Origin of the sequence: Pseudomonas sp. SIMBA_041, assembly GCF_046535095.1 — a bacterium.
Classification (GTDB): Bacteria; Pseudomonadota; Gammaproteobacteria; order Pseudomonadales; family Pseudomonadaceae; genus Aquipseudomonas; species Aquipseudomonas mucoides.
In genome coordinates this window covers 91,531-108,301 of the sequence record NZ_JAWRXJ010000012.1, presented here as the reverse complement: position 1 = coordinate 108,301, position 16,771 = coordinate 91,531, and the positions used below count along the sequence as shown (strand labels likewise).

The 16,771-nt window shown below is 54.7% G+C and carries 25 protein-coding genes, 1 tRNA gene and 1 pseudogene; 19 read left to right on the top strand and 8 right to left on the bottom strand.

What is annotated here, in order from left to right; translation table 11 throughout:
• Positions 1 to 113: 113 nt before the first annotated feature.
• The 6 genes from SB725_RS25780 (at position 114) to SB725_RS25755 (ending at position 2,493) form a co-directional block, all read left to right on the top strand.
• Positions 114 to 201: transfer RNA gene (locus SB725_RS25780), tRNA-Ser, on the top strand.
• Positions 202 to 644: 443 nt separating this feature from the next.
• Positions 645 to 959, top strand: a complete 315-nt coding sequence (locus SB725_RS25775; protein WP_410922771.1) for a metalloregulator ArsR/SmtB family transcription factor — start codon at positions 645 to 647, stop codon at positions 957 to 959.
• Complete coding sequence (locus SB725_RS25770) at positions 956 to 1,390, top strand: YeeE/YedE family protein (protein WP_027923708.1); 435 nt, start codon at positions 956 to 958, stop codon at positions 1,388 to 1,390. Before SB725_RS25775 ends, SB725_RS25770 begins: the two co-directional genes overlap by 4 nt.
• A gap of 2 nt (positions 1,391 to 1,392) precedes the next feature.
• Entirely contained in the window at positions 1,393 to 1,812 is a 420-nt protein-coding gene (locus SB725_RS25765; protein ID WP_059182823.1) for a DUF6691 family protein, read from the top strand.
• 13 nt (positions 1,813 to 1,825) lie between these two features.
• Positions 1,826 to 2,014 carry a DUF2892 domain-containing protein gene (locus SB725_RS25760; protein WP_027923706.1) on the top strand — a complete coding sequence of 63 codons (189 nt, stop codon included), beginning with the start codon at positions 1,826 to 1,828 and terminating at the stop codon, positions 2,012 to 2,014.
• Between the two features lie 113 nt (positions 2,015 to 2,127).
• Positions 2,128 to 2,493, top strand: coding sequence for a YidH family protein (locus SB725_RS25755; protein WP_027923705.1), 366 nt, complete (start codon positions 2,128 to 2,130; stop codon positions 2,491 to 2,493).
• Positions 2,494 to 2,707: 214 nt separating this feature from the next.
• Here SB725_RS25755 and SB725_RS25750 read toward each other — a convergent pair whose 3' ends face one another.
• A complete protein-coding gene (locus SB725_RS25750; RefSeq protein ID WP_228758757.1) occupies positions 2,708 to 3,004 on the bottom strand; it encodes a hypothetical protein in 297 nt (98 codons plus the stop codon).
• A 262-nt stretch (positions 3,005 to 3,266) separates the two neighbouring features.
• On the opposite strand from SB725_RS25750, the gene SB725_RS25745 reads away from it, so the two are divergent.
• Genes SB725_RS25745 through SB725_RS25735 form a run of 3 tightly spaced genes read left to right on the top strand, consistent with a single transcriptional unit; the run spans position 3,267 to position 7,242 of the window.
• Positions 3,267 to 4,565, top strand: a complete 1,299-nt coding sequence (locus SB725_RS25745; protein WP_059182822.1) for a sialidase family protein — start codon at positions 3,267 to 3,269, stop codon at positions 4,563 to 4,565.
• A complete protein-coding gene (locus SB725_RS25740; protein ID WP_027923702.1) occupies positions 4,562 to 5,173 on the top strand; it encodes a hypothetical protein in 612 nt (203 codons plus the stop codon). The genes SB725_RS25745 and SB725_RS25740 overlap by 4 nt, the downstream gene beginning before the upstream one ends.
• Before the next feature lie 32 nt (positions 5,174 to 5,205).
• Entirely contained in the window at positions 5,206 to 7,242 is a 2,037-nt protein-coding gene (locus SB725_RS25735; protein WP_410922770.1) for an LTA synthase family protein, read from the top strand.
• Between the two features lie 660 nt (positions 7,243 to 7,902).
• On the opposite strand, the gene SB725_RS25730 is transcribed toward SB725_RS25735, so the two are convergent.
• Entirely contained in the window at positions 7,903 to 8,184 is a 282-nt protein-coding gene (locus tag SB725_RS25730; protein WP_410922769.1) for a hypothetical protein, read from the bottom strand.
• A gap of 260 nt (positions 8,185 to 8,444) precedes the next feature.
• Positions 8,445 to 8,684 carry a DUF3079 domain-containing protein gene (locus SB725_RS25725; RefSeq protein ID WP_410922768.1) on the bottom strand — a complete coding sequence of 80 codons (240 nt, stop codon included), beginning with the start codon at positions 8,682 to 8,684 and terminating at the stop codon, positions 8,445 to 8,447.
• A 157-nt stretch (positions 8,685 to 8,841) separates the two neighbouring features.
• Between SB725_RS25725 and SB725_RS25720 the strand changes: the two genes are divergently transcribed.
• Positions 8,842 to 9,174: a hypothetical protein gene (locus SB725_RS25720; protein WP_410922767.1), complete on the top strand. Its 333-nt coding sequence runs from the start codon at positions 8,842 to 8,844 to the stop codon at positions 9,172 to 9,174.
• Here the strand turns inward: SB725_RS25720 and SB725_RS25715 are convergent.
• Positions 9,159 to 9,602 carry a CopD family copper resistance protein gene (locus SB725_RS25715; protein ID WP_410922766.1) on the bottom strand — a complete coding sequence of 148 codons (444 nt, stop codon included), beginning with the start codon at positions 9,600 to 9,602 and terminating at the stop codon, positions 9,159 to 9,161. The genes SB725_RS25720 and SB725_RS25715 overlap by 16 nt on opposite strands.
• A 268-nt stretch (positions 9,603 to 9,870) precedes the next feature.
• Between SB725_RS25715 and SB725_RS25710 the strand changes: the two genes are divergently transcribed.
• Together SB725_RS25710 and SB725_RS25705 are read left to right on the top strand one after the other, a co-directional pair.
• Entirely contained in the window at positions 9,871 to 10,083 is a 213-nt protein-coding gene (locus SB725_RS25710; RefSeq protein WP_027923643.1) for a hypothetical protein, read from the top strand.
• Positions 10,084 to 10,176: 93 nt separating this feature from the next.
• A complete protein-coding gene (locus SB725_RS25705; protein ID WP_027923642.1) occupies positions 10,177 to 10,365 on the top strand; it encodes a ribbon-helix-helix protein, CopG family in 189 nt (62 codons plus the stop codon).
• Positions 10,366 to 10,386: 21 nt separating this feature from the next.
• Here the strand turns inward: SB725_RS25705 and SB725_RS25700 are convergent, their stop codons facing one another.
• Positions 10,387 to 12,048: a SulP family inorganic anion transporter gene (locus tag SB725_RS25700; protein ID WP_059182793.1), complete on the bottom strand. Its 1,662-nt coding sequence runs from the start codon at positions 12,046 to 12,048 to the stop codon at positions 10,387 to 10,389.
• Between the two features lie 175 nt (positions 12,049 to 12,223).
• On the opposite strand from SB725_RS25700, the gene SB725_RS25695 reads away from it, so the two are divergent.
• Positions 12,224 to 12,454 (top strand): hypothetical protein, encoded by a 231-nt coding sequence (locus SB725_RS25695; protein WP_027923640.1) that lies wholly within the window; start codon positions 12,224 to 12,226, stop codon positions 12,452 to 12,454.
• Between the two features lie 201 nt (positions 12,455 to 12,655).
• Positions 12,656 to 12,859 (top strand): annotated as a pseudogene (locus tag SB725_RS25690) (DUF6691 family protein); the annotation flags it as partial.
• Between the two features lie 4 nt (positions 12,860 to 12,863).
• On the opposite strand, the gene SB725_RS25685 reads toward SB725_RS25690, so the two are convergent.
• Positions 12,864 to 14,054, bottom strand: coding sequence for an MFS transporter (locus tag SB725_RS25685; RefSeq protein ID WP_410922765.1), 1,191 nt, complete (start codon positions 14,052 to 14,054; stop codon positions 12,864 to 12,866).
• A gap of 347 nt (positions 14,055 to 14,401) precedes the next feature.
• Here SB725_RS25685 and SB725_RS25680 point away from each other — a divergent pair, with 347 nt between their 5' ends.
• The 3 genes from SB725_RS25680 (at position 14,402) to SB725_RS25670 (ending at position 15,343) form a co-directional block, all read left to right on the top strand.
• A complete protein-coding gene (locus SB725_RS25680) occupies positions 14,402 to 14,668 on the top strand; it encodes a FecR/PupR family sigma factor regulator (RefSeq protein ID WP_410922764.1) in 267 nt (88 codons plus the stop codon).
• Positions 14,669 to 14,792: 124 nt separating this feature from the next.
• Positions 14,793 to 14,993 (top strand): hypothetical protein, encoded by a 201-nt coding sequence (locus SB725_RS25675; RefSeq protein ID WP_027923637.1) that lies wholly within the window; start codon positions 14,793 to 14,795, stop codon positions 14,991 to 14,993.
• Positions 14,994 to 15,109: 116 nt separating this feature from the next.
• Positions 15,110 to 15,343 carry a DUF6555 family protein gene (locus tag SB725_RS25670; protein ID WP_027923636.1) on the top strand — a complete coding sequence of 78 codons (234 nt, stop codon included), beginning with the start codon at positions 15,110 to 15,112 and terminating at the stop codon, positions 15,341 to 15,343.
• An 18-nt stretch (positions 15,344 to 15,361) separates the two neighbouring features.
• Here the strand turns inward: SB725_RS25670 and SB725_RS25665 are convergent, their stop codons facing one another.
• Both SB725_RS25665 and SB725_RS25660 read right to left on the bottom strand, forming a co-directional pair.
• Positions 15,362 to 15,697: a hypothetical protein gene (locus tag SB725_RS25665; RefSeq protein ID WP_027923635.1), complete on the bottom strand. Its 336-nt coding sequence runs from the start codon at positions 15,695 to 15,697 to the stop codon at positions 15,362 to 15,364.
• A 71-nt stretch (positions 15,698 to 15,768) separates the two neighbouring features.
• Positions 15,769 to 15,987, bottom strand: a complete 219-nt coding sequence (locus SB725_RS25660; RefSeq protein WP_027923634.1) for a hypothetical protein — start codon at positions 15,985 to 15,987, stop codon at positions 15,769 to 15,771.
• Positions 15,988 to 16,166: 179 nt separating this feature from the next.
• On the opposite strand from SB725_RS25660, the gene SB725_RS25655 reads away from it, so the two are divergent.
• Entirely contained in the window at positions 16,167 to 16,406 is a 240-nt protein-coding gene (locus tag SB725_RS25655) for a hypothetical protein (RefSeq protein WP_027923633.1), read from the top strand.
• A 13-nt stretch (positions 16,407 to 16,419) separates the two neighbouring features.
• Complete coding sequence (gene osmE / locus SB725_RS25650) at positions 16,420 to 16,770, top strand: osmotically-inducible lipoprotein OsmE (RefSeq protein WP_410922763.1); 351 nt, start codon at positions 16,420 to 16,422, stop codon at positions 16,768 to 16,770.
• Position 16,771: the final 1 nt, after the last annotated feature.

The following is a 16,771-nucleotide window of genomic DNA, read 5'->3' as shown; positions in this document are numbered from 1 at the left end:
CTGTTGGTATGAAACGTTCAGTCGCAAAGATCATAACAGACGCTCTGTAACAAGCTATGCAGAGAGTTTGACAGTGTGTTTCATTCAGGTATTATGGCGCCCGCAACGCAAACGGAGGTGTGGCCGAGTGGTTTAAGGCAACGGTCTTGAAAACCGTCGACTGTAACAGGTCCATGAGTTCGAATCCCATCGCCTCCGCCATATTTGTACCGACAAAGCCCTGATTATTCAGGGCTTTGTCGTTTCTGGGGTTTGAGCTTCCGTCCAGGCTTCAGCGGATCGTTTCCGCATCTTTTCGGCCATTTCCGCAACCCTCCCCCGGAAAATGCTGAACCAACTAATTTTTCCAGCGCCTCCCTCCGGCGTCCTTTCAAACAAACAGAACCCACCGCCGACTCACACGAACTACCCAAGACGCGACATTTAATTATGACGGCACCACGGGTGGTTGCGGTGGCCTTGCTGGTGAAAGCTATTTAGTCATGAACATGAGTCATCCACTTCCAGGACTGCCCAAGACTCGCCTATAGCCCGAGACTTGCCCCGACCTCCCCTGCCAGTGACGAGCCCTATTGAATGCCGCTATACACTTAGTTTTTTTATATACTATAATCTGACTAACTGAACAATTAGTGATCAATCGTATGCCCGAATCAGATCTCCAGCAGCTACACGCCAATGCCGATGCTGCCAGCCAATTCCTTAAAGCCCTGGCCAATCCGGATCGCTTGATCCTCCTATGCCAGCTATCTCAGGGTGAGCGCAATGTCAGCGATCTGGAGTCACTGCTGGGGATACAGCAACCGACGCTTTCTCAACAGCTGGCTGTGCTTCGCCGCGAAGGCCTGGTAGAGACCCGCCGTGACGGGAAGCAGGTGTTCTATCGCATCAGCAGTCCCGCAGCATTGGCAGTCATCCAGACCCTGTATCAACAATTTTGCGTCGGAGAAGGTCCATGAATGTCGACTGGCTCAACTTCACTCCCTGGTCGTCCCTTGCTGGCGGCGCATTGATTGGCTTGGCGGCCAGTCTATTCGTCGTCGCTAACGGGCGTATCGCAGGCATCAGTGGTCTGATCGGCAGTCTTTTACAGCGTGGGAGCGAGGGGGTAAGTGAGAAAGCACTTTTTCTCCTGGGCCTGCTCATCGCGCCACTTCTATGGGGCTTGTTCGCCACGTTGCCGCAGATTGAGTTCAAAAGTGGCTGGTTCGGACTGATCGTCGCCGGTCTATTGGTGGGCATCGGCACACGATACGGTTCAGGTTGCACCAGTGGCCATGGGGTGTGCGGCATATCGCGCCTTTCGCCGCGATCGATGGTTGCCACTGCGTGTTTCATGTTCAGTGGTTTCGTCACGGTGTTTGTCTTGCGTCATCTGCTGGGGAGTTGAACATGACCAAACTGACTGCGTTCATTGCGGGCCTGCTGTTCGGCTTGGGTCTGCTTCTGGCAGGCATGGCCAACCCCGGCAAAGTACTCGCTTTCCTGGATCTAACCGGTGCTTGGGACCCTTCCTTGGCGTTGGTCATGGTCGGGGCAATTGGTGCGGCCATTGGCCCGCTAACCTGGGCACGACAACAATCCAGTTCGCTGCTGGGAAGGCCAATGCAGCTACCGGTCAAACGTGAGCTGGACCCGCGCTTGATTGGCGGGAGCCTGGTGTTCGGCATCGGCTGGGGAATCGCTGGCATCTGTCCGGGTCCCGCAGTGGCAATTCTGCTGACAGGACGCTGGCAAGTGATCGTATTCATGTTGGCCATGCTGGCCGGCATGTTGTTGTTTACTGCGCTGGAGACCCGGCGTAGCCATTGATTGGGAGATCGCCATGAAAGCGAACATTGGAACCATTGACCGCAGCCTGCGCATTATCGCCGGTCTGCTGCTCATTGGCCTCAGTCTGTCCGGTGTGATCGGCGTGTGGGGTTGGATAGGTTTAGTGCCGCTGGCCACTGGCATTTTCCGTTTCTGCCCTGTCTATACATTGCTAGGCATCAAAACCTGTAACCGTTGCTGAGCGACCACCGTTGCACACTTGCGGGTGCCTGAAGGTGCCCGTGGTGGGTTGCTGGTGTTTAAAACTATTCTGAGCGGAGCAGTTTCAAAACCTGTTTGAACAAGGAGATTTTGATGTCCGACCTGAACGATCCACGCGTGTTCTTTGCCGCTGAGCGAACGTTGCTGGCATGGAACCGAACCAGCCTTTCGCTGATGGCATTTGGCTTTGTGATTGAACGATCCGGACTACTGCTGCAAATGCTGAAGCCGGGCGTTCTGGGTCCTCCTGGGAAACATTTTTCGTTCTGGATCGGACTGGCTTTTCTGATGCTGGGTTCATGGGTTGCCTGTTGGTCATCCTGGCAATACAAAAAGGTAGTCAAGACCCTCAAACCCGTTGAGATCCCGCTTGGCTACAGCGTCAATGCTGGCCCTGGCATAAATGTCATTACGGCAATCCTGGGCGTTTTGCTCATGGCCTATTTGTCCATGATGTGAGCGAGGCTGGCCTGCCTGATCTCGCTCGGTTTTCCCACCACTGCTTCTGCATATTTGGGTCTAACGGTCGCCTCACCGATGTTAACGGTGCAGGCTCCAGCTTTGTCTACCCGGTTTTGTCCAAGCGAGTTCGGCAATCAACGCTACATCTTGAAAAATGGATCATAGGCTACGAGGAGGCCCGCCCATTCCGAGCCTCCCCCGAGTGAATAGGTTAATTGCTGACCGAAGCGATTTGCGCCGCACGACGGTTCTTTTTGCCAATCATAAACACCAATAGCGAACCAATTGCGGTCAATGCACAGAGCGGCATCAGTGCGATAGGAAAGCTCCCGGTCTGATCACGCAACACCCCAATCACTGAGCTCATGGCGCCGGTCCCCAGGTGGGCAAAGGTATTGATCGCCGCAATCCCGGTGGCCAAAGTCGCTGGTGGCAGGGATTCGGAACAAAGTGCCCAGAACGGCCCCTTGATCGCATAGTTACCCATCAATACGAGCGTCATTGTCATCGTTGTCTCCCCTGCCACCTCGCGCCGCGAGGGTGTTCCAGGGTCAGGCGCTTTCCTCGAACACAATTGCTCCCCGCACCAGGAATAAATGCGCAATCCATCTAACCCGGTGGTCTCAGCGACTCAATCAGTCCTTGTTCGCGAACAGGGCCCCACGCTCAAAACAACTGCTTACACAATAGAAATACATAAAGTCCGATCTTGTACTACCGAGTGTTAGCTTGTGCGCCTTTTCGGGCCATGAGATGCCAACGCCTTCATCATGCACATAAAGCTCCCCAGCATTCCGGCCCTAGGTGTTTACCTCGCCCTTGCTTGCCTCTTTGCGGGCGCATGGTTCACCCACCCTGCCCCCAAGCATTCCTCCTTTGCCCCGACAAGCCCGGTTTTGCCGGTGACGGATCAGACGGCCAAACCCATTTATACCAGCCGTTTCGCCTCCTCCGGGCTGGTGGACTTCGTGCATTCTTCAGCGGTAACAGCCTTGCCTGACGGCAGCTTGATGGCGGTCTGGTTCGCCGGCACTCGCGAAGGCGCCGCCGACGTGCAGGTGCGCTCCGCTCGCTTCAACGTGAGTACCGGCGAGTGGGGTGAAGAACAGGTCATGGCCACTCGGGAATCGACCCAGCTAAGCACTCGAAAATACATCCGAAAACTGGGCAACCCGGTCATTGCACTGGCGCCGGACAATCGCCTGTGGCTGTTCTTCGTCTCCGTGTCCATGGGCGGCTGGGCCGGTAGCGCGGTCAATGTGATGGTTTCAGACGACTTGGGTATGAATTGGTCGGCACCGCGCCAATTAATCACTTCACCCTTTCTGAACATCAGCACCCTGGTCCGGTCGGCACCGGTGTTCCATGCCGACGGCTCCATCGGCTTGCCGGTCTACCACGAGTTTCTGGGCAAGTTTGCCGAGTACCTGTACTTGAGCGCAGACGGTGAAGTGATCGATAAATACCGCATCAGCCACGGCAATAACTCATTGCAACCCGCGGTCGTTCCGCTGGACGGTCAGCGTGGTGTCGCCATGTTGCGCTATGCCGGCGACACGCACCACCGAGTCCTGGCGAGCCGCACCGAGGATGCCGGACAGACCTGGAGCGAACCTTATCCGCTCGATCCATCGAACCCCAATTCCTCGTTGGCGGCCGTTGCGACGCCCGGACACGGATTGCTGGTAGCGCTCAATGACCTGCAAGAGGGGCGCTTCAAGCTGAGCCTCTATCTCACCGATGCGAAAATGGACGATTGGCGCCTGGTGCGCGATCTGGACAAATCACCGGACCCCGAGGGCGATCCGTATTCACCCCTCGCCTATAAGGCAATCATCGGGAAAGAGTTCCGCGATTCCAGTGGCAAGCTCCGCCAACCGCTGGAGGCGCGATTCCTCGACAACCTCGACAAACGCGTCTGCAAAAGCGAAGGGTGTGAGTTTGAATACGAATACCCGTACTTCATCCGCAGCCCCGACGGGATGTATCACTTGGTTTATACCTGGAACAACACCTTCATCAAACACGTGTCCTTCAACGATATCTGGCTGTCCGAGCGTCTCAAATGATCAGCCTGTGGCAAGCCCATCTCAGCTTCGCGATGATCATCTTCCTGGCAATGCCGTCTTTTGGCCTGAACAGGGTCTGGCGCATCGCGCTGTTGCTTACATTGCTGGTCGCAAGCTTCATACCACTGGACGGGATTTCGCTGGCCGCTTACTTGCGCAGCCACATGGATGACCTCGCGATCACCTCATTGGTGTTCATGGGGTGGGGCTGCCTGCGTCGACTGGATGTGTTGCCGCCCGCGCAGCGTGATCAAACCGGCGTACTGATCCTCTTCGCCGTCATGGCCCTGGTGTTATATCCGGCAACGCTGGGCTTGAGTGATCTGGACCCTTACCGACGGGGGTTCAGCCCACGCCCCCTGTTGTTTGTCGTTGCACTGCTGACGTTCAGCCTGTTTTACCTGCGCAATTACCTGGCCGTCGTGTTGTTGACGAGCGCGACCCTGGCCTTCCTCGCCGGGATCAAACCTTCCCACAACTATTGGGACTACCTGATTGATCCACTACTGGGCCTGTATTGCGGCCTGACGCTGCTGGTGCTGGGGACGCGCTGGACGTATCGCCGATGCATCACGCTGCGCCGCCCAATACCAAACGAATCCGTTTGAAAATTAACGAAATTCTTAATAGGGAAACATCGATGGGCTGGCTGAAATCGAGACGTTTGCATTATTGGCTGGGCGCAACAGCGATCGCGTTTGTGCTGTTTGCACTGCTGCGGGTGGTGTTCTTTTTCGGCTTTTCCGGTTTCGACGCCAAAGCCCTGAGCGACGACAATGCCGTTCTGGAAACTCTGGGCATCGGCTTTCGCTTCGACTTGCGCCTGGCCATTCTGGTCATGCTGCCATTGGCGTTATTGGCCTGGATCCCTCGCTGGAACCTGATCAGTAACCACCTCGTTCGCTGCATCGCCCGGGGGTATCTGGTCGCCGTTCTCAGCGCCATGCTGCTGATCTACATCGTCGATTTTGGCCATTACGCCTACCTCGGCGTGAGGATCAACGCCACGGTGTTGCGCTTCATCGAGGATGCGCAAATATCCCGTGATATGGTCTGGCAAACCTACCCGGTCATCTGGATTTCATTGGGTTGGCTGGCAACCGTCGCGTTCGTGACACTGGCGCTGATCCGTTTGGAGCGCGTCACGCTGGACCGCCCCCGCAACGTCATTCACCGGCTCTCCGCGGCGTGGGGCAGTGCGTTGATGGTCGTGCTGGTACTGCTGGGTATTTTGGGCCGTGTCGAGCACTTGAACCTTGAAAATCCGGTGCCATTGCGCTGGAGTGATGCGTTCTTCTCGGGCAATAACCAGATCGCCGCATTGGGCCTGAACCCGGTCATTTTCTTCTACGACACCGTCAAAGTCGGCCAGTCGCGCTATGACGAAGCGACAGTACGCGCACTGTATGCGGTCATGACTAACTATCTGGGCGTTGACCAACCCGATCCACAGGCCCTTGACTTTGTCCGTCACCAGGCACCACAACCCTACAAAGTAGCGGGCTCGCGGCCACCGAACGTGGTGTTCGTGATGCTTGAGTCGCTGGGCACCAGCGCTGTCGGGGCCTATGGCAACCCGATTAATCCGACGCCCAATATCGATCGCCTGGCCACGCAGAGCTGGTTCTTCAAGCACTTCTATGTGCCGGTGACGGGGACCGCAAAAACCGTCTGGGCCAGCATCAGCGGGGTACCTGACGTTACTCGCCAGGATACCGCGACGCGTCATCCACTGATCACCAACCAAAACACGCTGGTCAATGCCTTCACCGGGTACGAGAAGATCTACACCATTGGTGGCAACGCCGGTTGGGCCAACATGAATGCCTTGATCAAGCAAAGTATCGACGGCGTTCGCCTGTACGACGAGCGAGACTGGAAATCCCCGGTGGTGGATGTCTGGGGCATTTCGGATCTGGACCTGTTCAAAGAGACCGACCAGATCCTGCAAACGCTGCCCAAGGACAAACCGTTCTTCGCCTACGTACAAACAGCCGGCAACCATCGCCCCTTCACGATTCCAAAGAGCAACGACGGATTCGAGGTCAAGCACCCTACTCTGGAGCAAGTCCAGGCCGCCGGTTCGCGCAGTGTCGAACAATACAACGCCGTGCGTTTGCTGGACTTCAACATCGGACGCTTGATGGAAATTGCCAAGGCCGGCGGCTGGTACGAAAACACTATTTTCGTGCTGTTTGGCGACCACAACACCCGCATCGCCCAGATCCCTTTCCTGCCACCGGCCTACGAGCAACTGGGTCTGGAAAGCAACGCAGTGCCGATGATCATCCACGCGCCCGCCCTGATCGGGACGCGCAAGGTCGAGGAAGCCGTCGGCCTGGTGGACTTACTGCCAACGGTGGCCGGTATGGCCGGCCTTGAATTTCGCAACAGCGGCATGGGACGTGATATTCAGCAACCTGCACCCGAAGGCGAACGCGTGGTTCCATTGGTGTTGCGCGAAGGCACGTTCCCGCTGATTGCCGGCGTGACTCAACATTACTTGCTACAGATGGAACACGACGGCAGCTCGCCAACTCTCCATGACCTCGCCTCACCGACGCCGCTGGACAACGTCGCCGAGCAACACCCCGAAGAGTTCAAGCGATTGTCAGAGTTGACCCGCGCCATGCATGAAACCTCACGGTTGATGCTGTACCAGAACGTGCGGAAATAACGCCGGGATTTTTGCCAACCATGGGAAGGTGTGTTCTTGCTGGAGGTGCGGTAATCCCGGAATCCGGGATTACCCACGATGCAGGAGTTACGGGCTGACTTAACGATTCAAGAATGAATATAAAGCCCACCCGCAGGGGTGATGCCGCGCTGCCAGGATGATTGCAATGATGTAGCGCGATAGAACTCGGCGATCTTGTAAAAGAGCTAGATCGTTAGCTCTTTGTTGAGGTTGCTCATCACAAATGTATAAGCGTCTGGTGATGTGAAAAAAGAGTGCCACGCATAGGGTGCTCTGAAGTAAGTGTGATTCCCCGACCGCCAGATAACGACGACATGTCCCGCGAGACTTGCGCCGGCAGCCGCTAACTGAAACGTCCTCATAATCGCTTCTTGCGAGTGGTTAGACTGACTGCCGAATGAAGCATCCAGTGGGAAAATTATCATGTTTTGCCCACCCTGACGCACATGAGCGATGAGGTACTTTGCCATCTCCTTCTCCTTGAAATTACTACCGTTACTGTCCACCCTCGTGCATTCGAGGGCGTGGGCCCGCTAACGCTTCGAGTACGATCGCCCATTGATATAGATGATGAAAAAACATGATGCCAACAACCCGCTGAAGGCGCGTCAGAACGCCCCCCCGAGTGACGACCCACTATCAGAACCGGACATTGTATTTATTGCTGGCAACATTAAATGTCGCCATAACTCTTACAGCATTATCACCGAAAAATTTCCGAACAACACCGTCATACACACAGAGCACAACACCTTCACCCGGCACATATGAACTACCATTATTCACCAGCGCCAAGTTGTATACATCATAACTATGCGTAATATCCGGCATGAGCTTATCGCAAATAGAAAGATGATCAGGCTCGCCAGCAATTACCATGACAGGGGAAAGCAGGGCCAGCAGAAAGAGTAACTTTTTCACTTTTGCTTCGCCTTTAGCGTATTAACTACCAATGGCGCCGGATGGTAATTTGAGCCTGATTAGCTGTCAATATGCGATATCTGCTAGCTTTTTTGCGGCATCAGGTTTCATCAAATACAAATTCTGGTTGTTTGAACACTGGGAAATCAATAATTAATCCGACATACCAACTAGGTTAATACCAACTTTTTAATCGTCAGAATCATTGAAGCCTCTTAACGACACAGGGGAATAAATGGCTGTCCCTCATACAATTAAGCCTATTCGCTCTGACTGCCAGTCCAGGTGTCCGCTACATCATCTGTCGGCTTGTCAGTAGTGATGAGCTTCTCGATGCCCCAGTCACCAGGCACATGCCAATCCTCGCCGAAAAGTTCGGCCGGGTGCATCGTACGATCGGAGCCATTTCCACAGGCCAAGGACTTCGCCGGATAATAACGGTCGCACCCCCAACAGATCCGTTCGGGGTGCTTGGGGTTGATGGGGAAGTTCTTGGCCATGCCGATCTCCGGTCATTGGGAGGCTTTATTCCAACCTACAGACGTTACGCAAAGCCAGCCTTGATACACATCAAGAATCGACATCGGGTGACTGCGCTCACCTCCTTCGCAATCCCGGGGCTAAGCTAATGCTTTAATAGAATTGGAGACGTCTCTCATGCTCAATAAAAATCCTTTCCCAAGTGGCCTATCAACTTGGGACGATCAAGATGCCGCAACATCTCTCGATGACAAAGCGTTTACCGCTCCGCCCGCCTTGACCAACGCCGAACTGGTTCATCTGCGTGTCCGAGTGATTGCCCTGGAAAACCTGGTCATCGCCCTGCTGGCCGATGGATCGGAACACCAACTCAGCATGACGGATCTCAGAGGCTGGCTGCGGATCATCAGTGTCGGGGGTAGACGATCAATACGCCTTGATTTGCATCAAGCACAAGCAACGTCTTGGAAGAACAGGCCACCGTTCAAAGCCGTTCACCAGGTCAGATAGAACATTCCCTTGGCCAGCAGCACGATAGCGACCATGTGACAGAACAGGCTGCCGTGGATGAACTGCAGGTATCGCGGGCTCATTCGGCCACTTTTGAACAAAAACATGGCCACCAGGAAGTGCAGCAGTACGCTGACGGCCACCGCGATTTTTATGGCCAGCAATGTGCCGAACGAGGAAGCCAATGGTGAGGCCAGGACTGGCAGATAGCGCAGCCCGACCATGCCAAGCCCCGCACCAAACAATACCAGTAGCACCCACGGCATCAGCGAGCGCGCTCGCCGGCCGATGCCCTGCTCGACCAGCAGCATGACCCTGGCAGGTAGCTGTTTGCGGATGCTTTCAAGGAACAGCACTTCGAAGAACACAGTGCCGATAAAGATCAGGGCGGCAAACAGGTGCAACGTCAGAAACAGCGGATAGATCATGGAGGTTTCGCCTTGAGTCAAGGCAACCCGTTACGGCACAAACGTACGGGATGTCGGTCTCTGGAGACTACAGAGCCGTCCGATCCATGTGGTTGACATCGATCAAGAAAGCCACAGACCCCACACTCACCGTGCTTCATCATAATCAACGTACAGGAGCGACCATTTCACCGTTGCTCGATAGAAAAACCTGATTGGAGGCCTGTCTAAACATCGTGACCTGGTATGAACGCAGGTTCGGCTGGAGATTCCCCACTATCGCGGGCTGATGAACGCAAACCACATCGCCAACTACATCATTGAAAGCGGCACGGTGAACCAGGACTTCATCAATAAGCACACCCGGTTTGCCCTGGGCCTTGACAACATCGGCGACGGTCTGCGTCCGGACGACCCACGGGAACGCCCCCCTCTTGGCATGGCGGATTTCGCCACGCGTCCAAGCCAGTGCCCACAGCGAGAGCCAAATATTTTCTCATGAGAAAAGTCCAGGGCGCGGGCAGCACAGTGACAGCACCGGACAAGGCCATTACAATTTGATTAACATCTAGCGACTTGAGTGATTGAATACACCATGGAAAGTAAGACTGCGCGCCTCACCGTGCTCATTGATCCCGTCAAGAAAAAAGCGTTCGAGGAACTCTGTGCAGCGCAAGACCTGACGTCTTCGCAGGTTGTCCGTCAACTGATTCGTGACTACCTGGACACCCACGGTGCCAGCTATTCGACCAAGAGCAAGCATGCCACCGGCACCAAGTCATAACCCAATACAGGCAGTTAGCTGCTAGAGGACCGACTTACCCTCTGCGAGAGTGAAAGCTTTATCCAGCGCGGTGTTGAAGTCGGCGTGGTAATGCTCCATGCCGATTTCTTGCAAGATACCTACCCTATCAAGCTTGTTGAGCACCTTCGCGTTCGCCTCGCAGAGTTTCACGACGATATTCCGCTTGTGCAGTTGCTGGATGACCTCCTCCAGCACCTGCAATCCAGTGATATCCATAAACGGTACGCGCTTCAAGCGGATAATCAGCAGGCGCGGGTCGGTATGGGTCTGTGCCAGGACACGCTCGAAGGTCTCAGCCGCGCCAAAGAACAATGGCCCTTCAATTGTATAAATCAGTGTCCCTGGAGGCAGGCGAACATGCCCGTTGGCCCTCAACTCGTGTTCTAGCTCGTGCTCGACGACCTGTTGCACCTCTACAGATGAGGCCATTCGACGCATGAAGTGCAACATGGCGAGAATAACGCCGATATTCACGGCGATCACCAGATCACTAAACACAGTGAGACTGAAGGTGATGAGCAGGATAGCAACGTCTGCGCGTGGGGCCCGCTGGACCATGCGTTTGAAGTGCTTCAACTCGCTCATGTTGTACGCGACCACGAAAAGAATCGCGGCCAGCGCGCACAGGGGGATGTTTGAGGCTAGTGGTGCGAGGAACAGAATAATAAGCACCAAGGTGACCGCGTGCATAACGCCGGCCAGAGGGCTCGTACCGCCGTTGCGGATATTGGTTGCAGTACGGGCAATGGCTCCGGTAGCGGCGAAGCCGCCAAATAATGGCGAGACCAAATTAGCCACTCCCTGACCGATCAATTCCTGATTGGAATCGTGCTTGGTGCCCGCCATGCCATCGGCCACCACTGCGGACAACAGCGATTCGATTGCTCCAAGCATGGCGATAGCGAATGCCGGACCAATCAAATCGATGACGCGGGACATTGTAACTTCAGGCAGGCTCAACGCTGGAAGGCCTTGAGGTATGCCCCCAAATGCGCTGCCAATTGTGGCTACCCCCTCGAAATGAACGATTGACTGTATCGCTGTCGCTACCGCCATTGCGATTAGCGGGCCAGGTACCCGTTTGAGTCCGGGAATTTTAGAGGCAGTAATGACCAGGAAAAGGCTAATCACCGCCAGCAGAGTGGTAGCGACATGAAGATCCGGCAGGGCCTGGAGCAAATGCCAGAACTTGTCATGGAAGTGCTCTCCACTGACAGCCGGTAAACCGAAAAAGTCTCTCCACTGCCCGACCCAGATAATCACGCCAATGCCCGCGGTGAATCCGACAATCACCGGGTCAGGGATAAACTTGATGACTGAACCGAGCCGTGCCATCCCCAGCAATAACAACATGGCCCCCGCCATCATCGTGGCGATTTGCAAACCGTCAACGCCATGCTTGGCCGTGACTCCCGCCAGAATCACGATGAACGCACCTGTCGGCCCGGCAATCTGCAGGCTGCTTCCCCCAAAGAGTGAAACCAGCAGACCACCAACGATTGCGGTGTAGATGCCTTGCTCAGGTTTGACGCCAGACGCAATGGCAAACGCCATTGCCAGGGGGAGCGCAACGACCCCGACGATCACACCGGACACTAGGTTGCGAAGCCAGTGTCCTCGCCCCAACAACCCCGCCTTCCATGCCTCAGCAATCGCAATCATGGCTAGATCCTCAGTGGATGCATGTGCATAATATTAACATCCAGTGATAATTTAAATGCCCTTGATCAACCGCCTCGTGCGGCTGGTAATTTTTTACAGTGAAAGCTCAGATGGAGCTGGCCGGGCATGCACTGCCAATACAGAATTTAAGAACGCGCGTAGCGTGGTAACTGACATGAATCGTAAAAATGTGAAAGACAAACATGCCGAAGGCGTGACTTTTGACACCCATGTAATCGCAAACCCGACTAACCCCAAGGAGTGGATTGTGTTCTTCAAGAAGGACGCAGGGAGAAGTTATTTCTTGGTTGATGACAACGAAGAAGTCGAGACTTTCGGGCATCTGGATGACTTGATCGCTGAGCTTCGAGACCTGGGTCTCAAAACCGCGGAAATCCACTTTTAGCCCTTGGATTGCGCCATGCAGACATGATCATATCGGTGAAGATCGAGTAGCTAGTCAGTCAAAGCAGAGCACTTGGGTCTAGCCGCTCTGTGCCATCGATCAGTTGGGGGCGCAGCCGGCATCAGCGGCATCGTCGGCGGGCTGTTGCGCCCGATGGCCGGCCCACCATGATGAAGGCTAGAGAGGGATCCCAAGCCCCGTTGGGGATTGGCAGGGATTTGTCCTGGCCCCGCGTTGGTATTGATGGGCTCAGGCATTCTCAAGGGCGTGGTGTTTGTCATGGCCATGTTGGCTGGTATGGGGCTGTTCGAAAGGCTTGAACGACAAAGACGCCCAGAGTCACCGGTTCCAATTTCCGAGAAAAATCCAGTTGATTTTATCCAGGAGCCAACCCTGTTCGCCTGAGGCGTTATTGTTTCTTGAGTAACAGCAGGAGTAGCGCTGTGAAGGCAATCACTGCCCCCATGAGGAATGTGCTGTCCGATCCAACGCTTTGCCATAACCCGCCCGCTATTACACTGGCCATCAACATACAGACACCGCTGACCAGATTAAAAATGCCGAAGGCGGTTCCCTTGAGTTCTCTGGGTGATTTATCAGCTACCAGCGAGGCAAGAATGCCTTGGCTAAATCCCATATGGAGTCCCCACAGCGCGACACCCAACATCATCGTGATCACTGAACTGGACTGAGCAAGCACAAGATCCGCCAGGACGAGTAACCCCATGCCCACACAGAGCAGCTTCGTGCGACTGACACGATCGGACAGCCAGCCGGCCGGGTAAGCGGACAACGCATAAAAAAGTGCCATGATCACCATCACCAGCGGTACCCAGGTGATCGACAGTCCTATCTGCTGCGCCCGCAATACCAGAAACGCCTCGCTGAAACGGGCAAGTGTAAACACCCCGCCAATAATGACGACCCACCAATATCCGGAGGAGAAGTCGTGAAGGACGCTCCAATGAATTGGAGAACGGAATCTATGTGTGCTGGAGGCCTGGGTAGATTCTTTTACTCCAGCGACAATGAGCACCACCGCTACTGTTGCGGGGATCACTGCAAACCACAGCACACGCTGGATATCTGCAAGCCATAGCATAAGCAGGATGGCCAGAATGGGGCCAAGAACAGCACCCACGGTATCCATCGACTGTCGCAGCCCAAAACAGGCACCCCGGATTTCTGCTGGCGACACATCTGCAACCAAGGCATCTCGGGGTGCACCACGAATGCCTTTGCCGATTCGATCCAGAAAACGTGCGATAAAGACGACTTCAACCGAATGCGCAAGAGGAAAAAGTGGTTTGCTCAGAGCCGCTAAACCGTATCCAAGCAGCAGCAACCCTTTGCGCCGCCCCATAAAGTCGCTGATAGCGCCAGAGAATACCTTGACCAGCATCGCGGTCGACTCTGCAATCCCCTCGATCACGCCGACGGTCAACGCATTCGCACCCAATGTCGTCACCAAAAATACAGGGAGCAAGCTGTGTACCAGTTCAGAGGATAGATCCATGAACAGGCTGACAAAGCCCAGCGCCCAGATCGTGCGCGGAATACGAATAGGCTCAGCTTTAGTACCTGGACTTTCGCTACTCATCGTTTCGTCCTTTGCCCATCAGCACTGAAGAGAGACTGCGAAAATCAAAGATCCTCTAATTAATAGCCCAAATGCATCGATTAAAACGGTTTTCTGAAAATCCCCAATCCACTTCGTTGCCTGGTCACCAAGAACCAGAGCGTTGTCGTCAGTTCCCCTCCTCAGTCCCCGCCAAGTGTCCTCCCATACCTTCTCCCCTGCGCCCTATTCGTGCTGAACAATAGCGGTTTGTGTGTATCGGTGTGGTTGAACACCGCGAAGCATTGAAATCAACTCGACTTCTTTTTGACGTTTTTTTCCCAAACGGCCTCGTAAGGTGCGTTATCCGGCCAAACAGGTAGCAGTCAATGAATCCACCCAGCTCTTGCGACATGGACGAAGCCATCCTCAGCCAAGCCGCTCATTGGTGTATGCGTTTACAAGAAAACACCTGCACGCAGGATGAAAAACTGGCCTTTAAGGAGTGGATTCAGATGGATCCTCGCCACGCCTTTGAATACGCAAAAATGCTGGAAATCTGGGACCTCAGCGACCAGTTGCCAAACCATCAAAACACCTCGAAAAAGCTGCTGACTGATAGATCGACGCAGCAGAACGGCGCGCACAAAATGTGATGCGCTGAAACGGTCGCACCATTGCAGTGCAATCTGTTGGCGAAAACCGCTTTCCTCAACTAGGGTCTCTACGCAATCAAACGCCCCCGCTCATAGGTGGGGGCCCCTGATCAAGGAGAGATAAATGCCGTCCATTCGCAGTGTCGAAAAAACCTATCGCGCCTGGTCGAGCCCGATCCTGTTGGAGCTCAAGGAGCGAGAACACCAACTGGACCCCGTCGCGCGCCAGGCGCTCGAAAACATTCTGGTAGAAAGAAGACTGATCAACCTCGGCAATCCTTCAGGCAGTGAGCGGCGCAACGCGGGTCGGGACAACCATCAGTAAACCGCGTCCGATGACCGGTACACATTCTGCCTTTTGCTCATGCAGACAGATGTCCGAAATCCAAAGGAACTGGCACTACGCCATTAATGTCGTAGCGGTAGCACCTGGAGAATCGGATGACTCACACTCGCTATTTTCAAATCACCTACCGTTTCAACGATGACCGGCACGTTTTCGTACAGCCAGACACGCACATGAGTCACGCAGACGCATGGTATTACGCTTGCCTGCATTCAGGGCTGGGACTTTCATATGGGCAAAATCACGATCAACAAAACGACGAGGCACTTCGAAGTCACGCGCAAGCAGGCGGCCTGATCGATGTCAGCTGGGAAGAATTACCCAGTTGAAAAGGCCGGTGTGCCTCTTTACAGACAATCCTTCACGGCTTTGCGCATGGCGCCGGACTTGGCCCAAGGTGGCCCCTGATACAGCGAAACCCGACTGCCGTCCTTGTACTTGACGATATCGAGAATTTCATCCGCCGTGATGATGCTCGGCGCATTCAGCCGATAGCCATTGGAAATGCCGACCTGGGTCGTTTTCGGAATTTCTTTCTGCCACGCCGGCAAAATACACGCCGCCAGTTCTTTGGGCGGCTTGTCGCTGTATTTGCTGACGTTGGGTTCACCCGGCACCACAGACGCCGGCAACGAACAACCTGCCAGCATCGCCAGCGTTACTCCCCCAATCCACATCCGCATGACGCATCCTTATCCCGTAAAACGCGAAATGTAACGCTTCGCCGGCCGGACATCCATCTATTGAATACAACTCAATGTGGAGCATTGTTTCCTGGAGGCTCTGGATAGGTTCTTTCGTTGAGATAAGCCATCCACCGCTCATAGGCTTCATGCTGCCATTGCGTGACCCGCTCCCACTCCGGGCCGCTCAGTTGATGCGCTGAAATCAGCTTCATCATCTCTGTGGTGGCGGTATCCAGGTCAACAATCAACTCATGGGCATGAAATTTGAAGTCATCGGTATTGCTCATAGAGTGTGGCCCCGCCCTGACGAAGTTCATTGACCTTCGTACGACAACCGCGAAGGTCACTCGCCCTCAACTTCCCGACCAACGGACGCACCTTCTATCCCGCGGGAATCTGACGAACAAACGTTACGCCGTTCTAAATGGAACTACTCTTTCTTATCGAGAGATTGCTGGAGGTCGTCATGTGGCTTAACGAAGATGAAAACGCACTTCGCCGTGACCTGCAAAGCGTTGCGTCAGATTTGAGGTGGTCGGCGGTCGAGTTGCTGCGCATTGAGCAACAGCTACGCCAGGCGGGTAATGAGGTGGATGCGCAAGCCGTTCTCAAGTTATGCGCGTTGTTTCAGGGCGATGAAGCACGCCTGGCGGGCTATGCCGAGGAAGTGAAAGCCAAGGTGATCAGTCGGAAGAAGGCTCACTAACGGGAGCACTGTCATGAACAAGTCGCTGTTCACCCTGGCAGTCCTGCTGGCGGTGGGTGGCTGCAGCACCGAGGAACATATTTACGGTACCCAGCCCTTGGTCGCCAAAGTCCAGACCGGGATGAGCAAGGATCAAGTGCAGCAGATCGGCGGTCAACCGGTCTCGATCACCGACCGCACGGTGCAGCCTGGCAGTTGTTTTGACTACACATTGACGCACGCGGACCAGCATCAGCCGTACAACGTCAGCTTCGATGGCAACGGCAAGGTCGACCACAAAAGCTTCATGACTTGCGCGCAATGGAGTCACGTTCAACAGAAAGCCAGGGAACCCTCACACTCAAGCGGTGGCGGAGGCTACTGAG

Coding starts and splice junctions, on each gene's coding strand:
- SB725_RS25750 (WP_228758757.1), bottom strand. CDS start 3,004: ATGACAATGACGCTCGTATTGATGGGTAACTATGCGATCAAGGGGCCG.
- SB725_RS25745 (WP_059182822.1), top strand. CDS start 3,267: ATGCACATAAAGCTCCCCAGCATTCCGGCCCTAGGTGTTTACCTCGCC.
- osmE (WP_410922763.1), top strand. CDS start 16,420: ATGAACAAGTCGCTGTTCACCCTGGCAGTCCTGCTGGCGGTGGGTGGC.
- SB725_RS25755 (WP_027923705.1), top strand. CDS start 2,128: ATGTCCGACCTGAACGATCCACGCGTGTTCTTTGCCGCTGAGCGAACG.
- SB725_RS25770 (WP_027923708.1), top strand. CDS start 956: ATGAATGTCGACTGGCTCAACTTCACTCCCTGGTCGTCCCTTGCTGGC.
- SB725_RS25735 (WP_410922770.1), top strand. CDS start 5,206: ATGGGCTGGCTGAAATCGAGACGTTTGCATTATTGGCTGGGCGCAACA.
- SB725_RS25765 (WP_059182823.1), top strand. CDS start 1,393: ATGACCAAACTGACTGCGTTCATTGCGGGCCTGCTGTTCGGCTTGGGT.
- SB725_RS25715 (WP_410922766.1), bottom strand. CDS start 9,602: ATGATCTATCCGCTGTTTCTGACGTTGCACCTGTTTGCCGCCCTGATC.
- SB725_RS25700 (WP_059182793.1), bottom strand. CDS start 12,048: ATGATTGCGATTGCTGAGGCATGGAAGGCGGGGTTGTTGGGGCGAGGA.
- SB725_RS25655 (WP_027923633.1), top strand. CDS start 16,167: ATGTGGCTTAACGAAGATGAAAACGCACTTCGCCGTGACCTGCAAAGC.
- SB725_RS25675 (WP_027923637.1), top strand. CDS start 14,793: ATGCCGTCCATTCGCAGTGTCGAAAAAACCTATCGCGCCTGGTCGAGC.
- SB725_RS25740 (WP_027923702.1), top strand. CDS start 4,562: ATGATCAGCCTGTGGCAAGCCCATCTCAGCTTCGCGATGATCATCTTC.
- SB725_RS25695 (WP_027923640.1), top strand. CDS start 12,224: ATGAATCGTAAAAATGTGAAAGACAAACATGCCGAAGGCGTGACTTTT.
- SB725_RS25775 (WP_410922771.1), top strand. CDS start 645: ATGCCCGAATCAGATCTCCAGCAGCTACACGCCAATGCCGATGCTGCC.
- SB725_RS25705 (WP_027923642.1), top strand. CDS start 10,177: ATGGAAAGTAAGACTGCGCGCCTCACCGTGCTCATTGATCCCGTCAAG.
- SB725_RS25660 (WP_027923634.1), bottom strand. CDS start 15,987: ATGAGCAATACCGATGACTTCAAATTTCATGCCCATGAGTTGATTGTT.
- SB725_RS25725 (WP_410922768.1), bottom strand. CDS start 8,684: ATGGCCAAGAACTTCCCCATCAACCCCAAGCACCCCGAACGGATCTGT.
- SB725_RS25710 (WP_027923643.1), top strand. CDS start 9,871: ATGAACGCAAACCACATCGCCAACTACATCATTGAAAGCGGCACGGTG.
- SB725_RS25760 (WP_027923706.1), top strand. CDS start 1,826: ATGAAAGCGAACATTGGAACCATTGACCGCAGCCTGCGCATTATCGCC.
- SB725_RS25670 (WP_027923636.1), top strand. CDS start 15,110: ATGACTCACACTCGCTATTTTCAAATCACCTACCGTTTCAACGATGAC.
- SB725_RS25685 (WP_410922765.1), bottom strand. CDS start 14,054: ATGAGTAGCGAAAGTCCAGGTACTAAAGCTGAGCCTATTCGTATTCCG.
- SB725_RS25665 (WP_027923635.1), bottom strand. CDS start 15,697: ATGCGGATGTGGATTGGGGGAGTAACGCTGGCGATGCTGGCAGGTTGT.
- SB725_RS25680 (WP_410922764.1), top strand. CDS start 14,402: ATGAATCCACCCAGCTCTTGCGACATGGACGAAGCCATCCTCAGCCAA.
- SB725_RS25720 (WP_410922767.1), top strand. CDS start 8,842: ATGCTCAATAAAAATCCTTTCCCAAGTGGCCTATCAACTTGGGACGAT.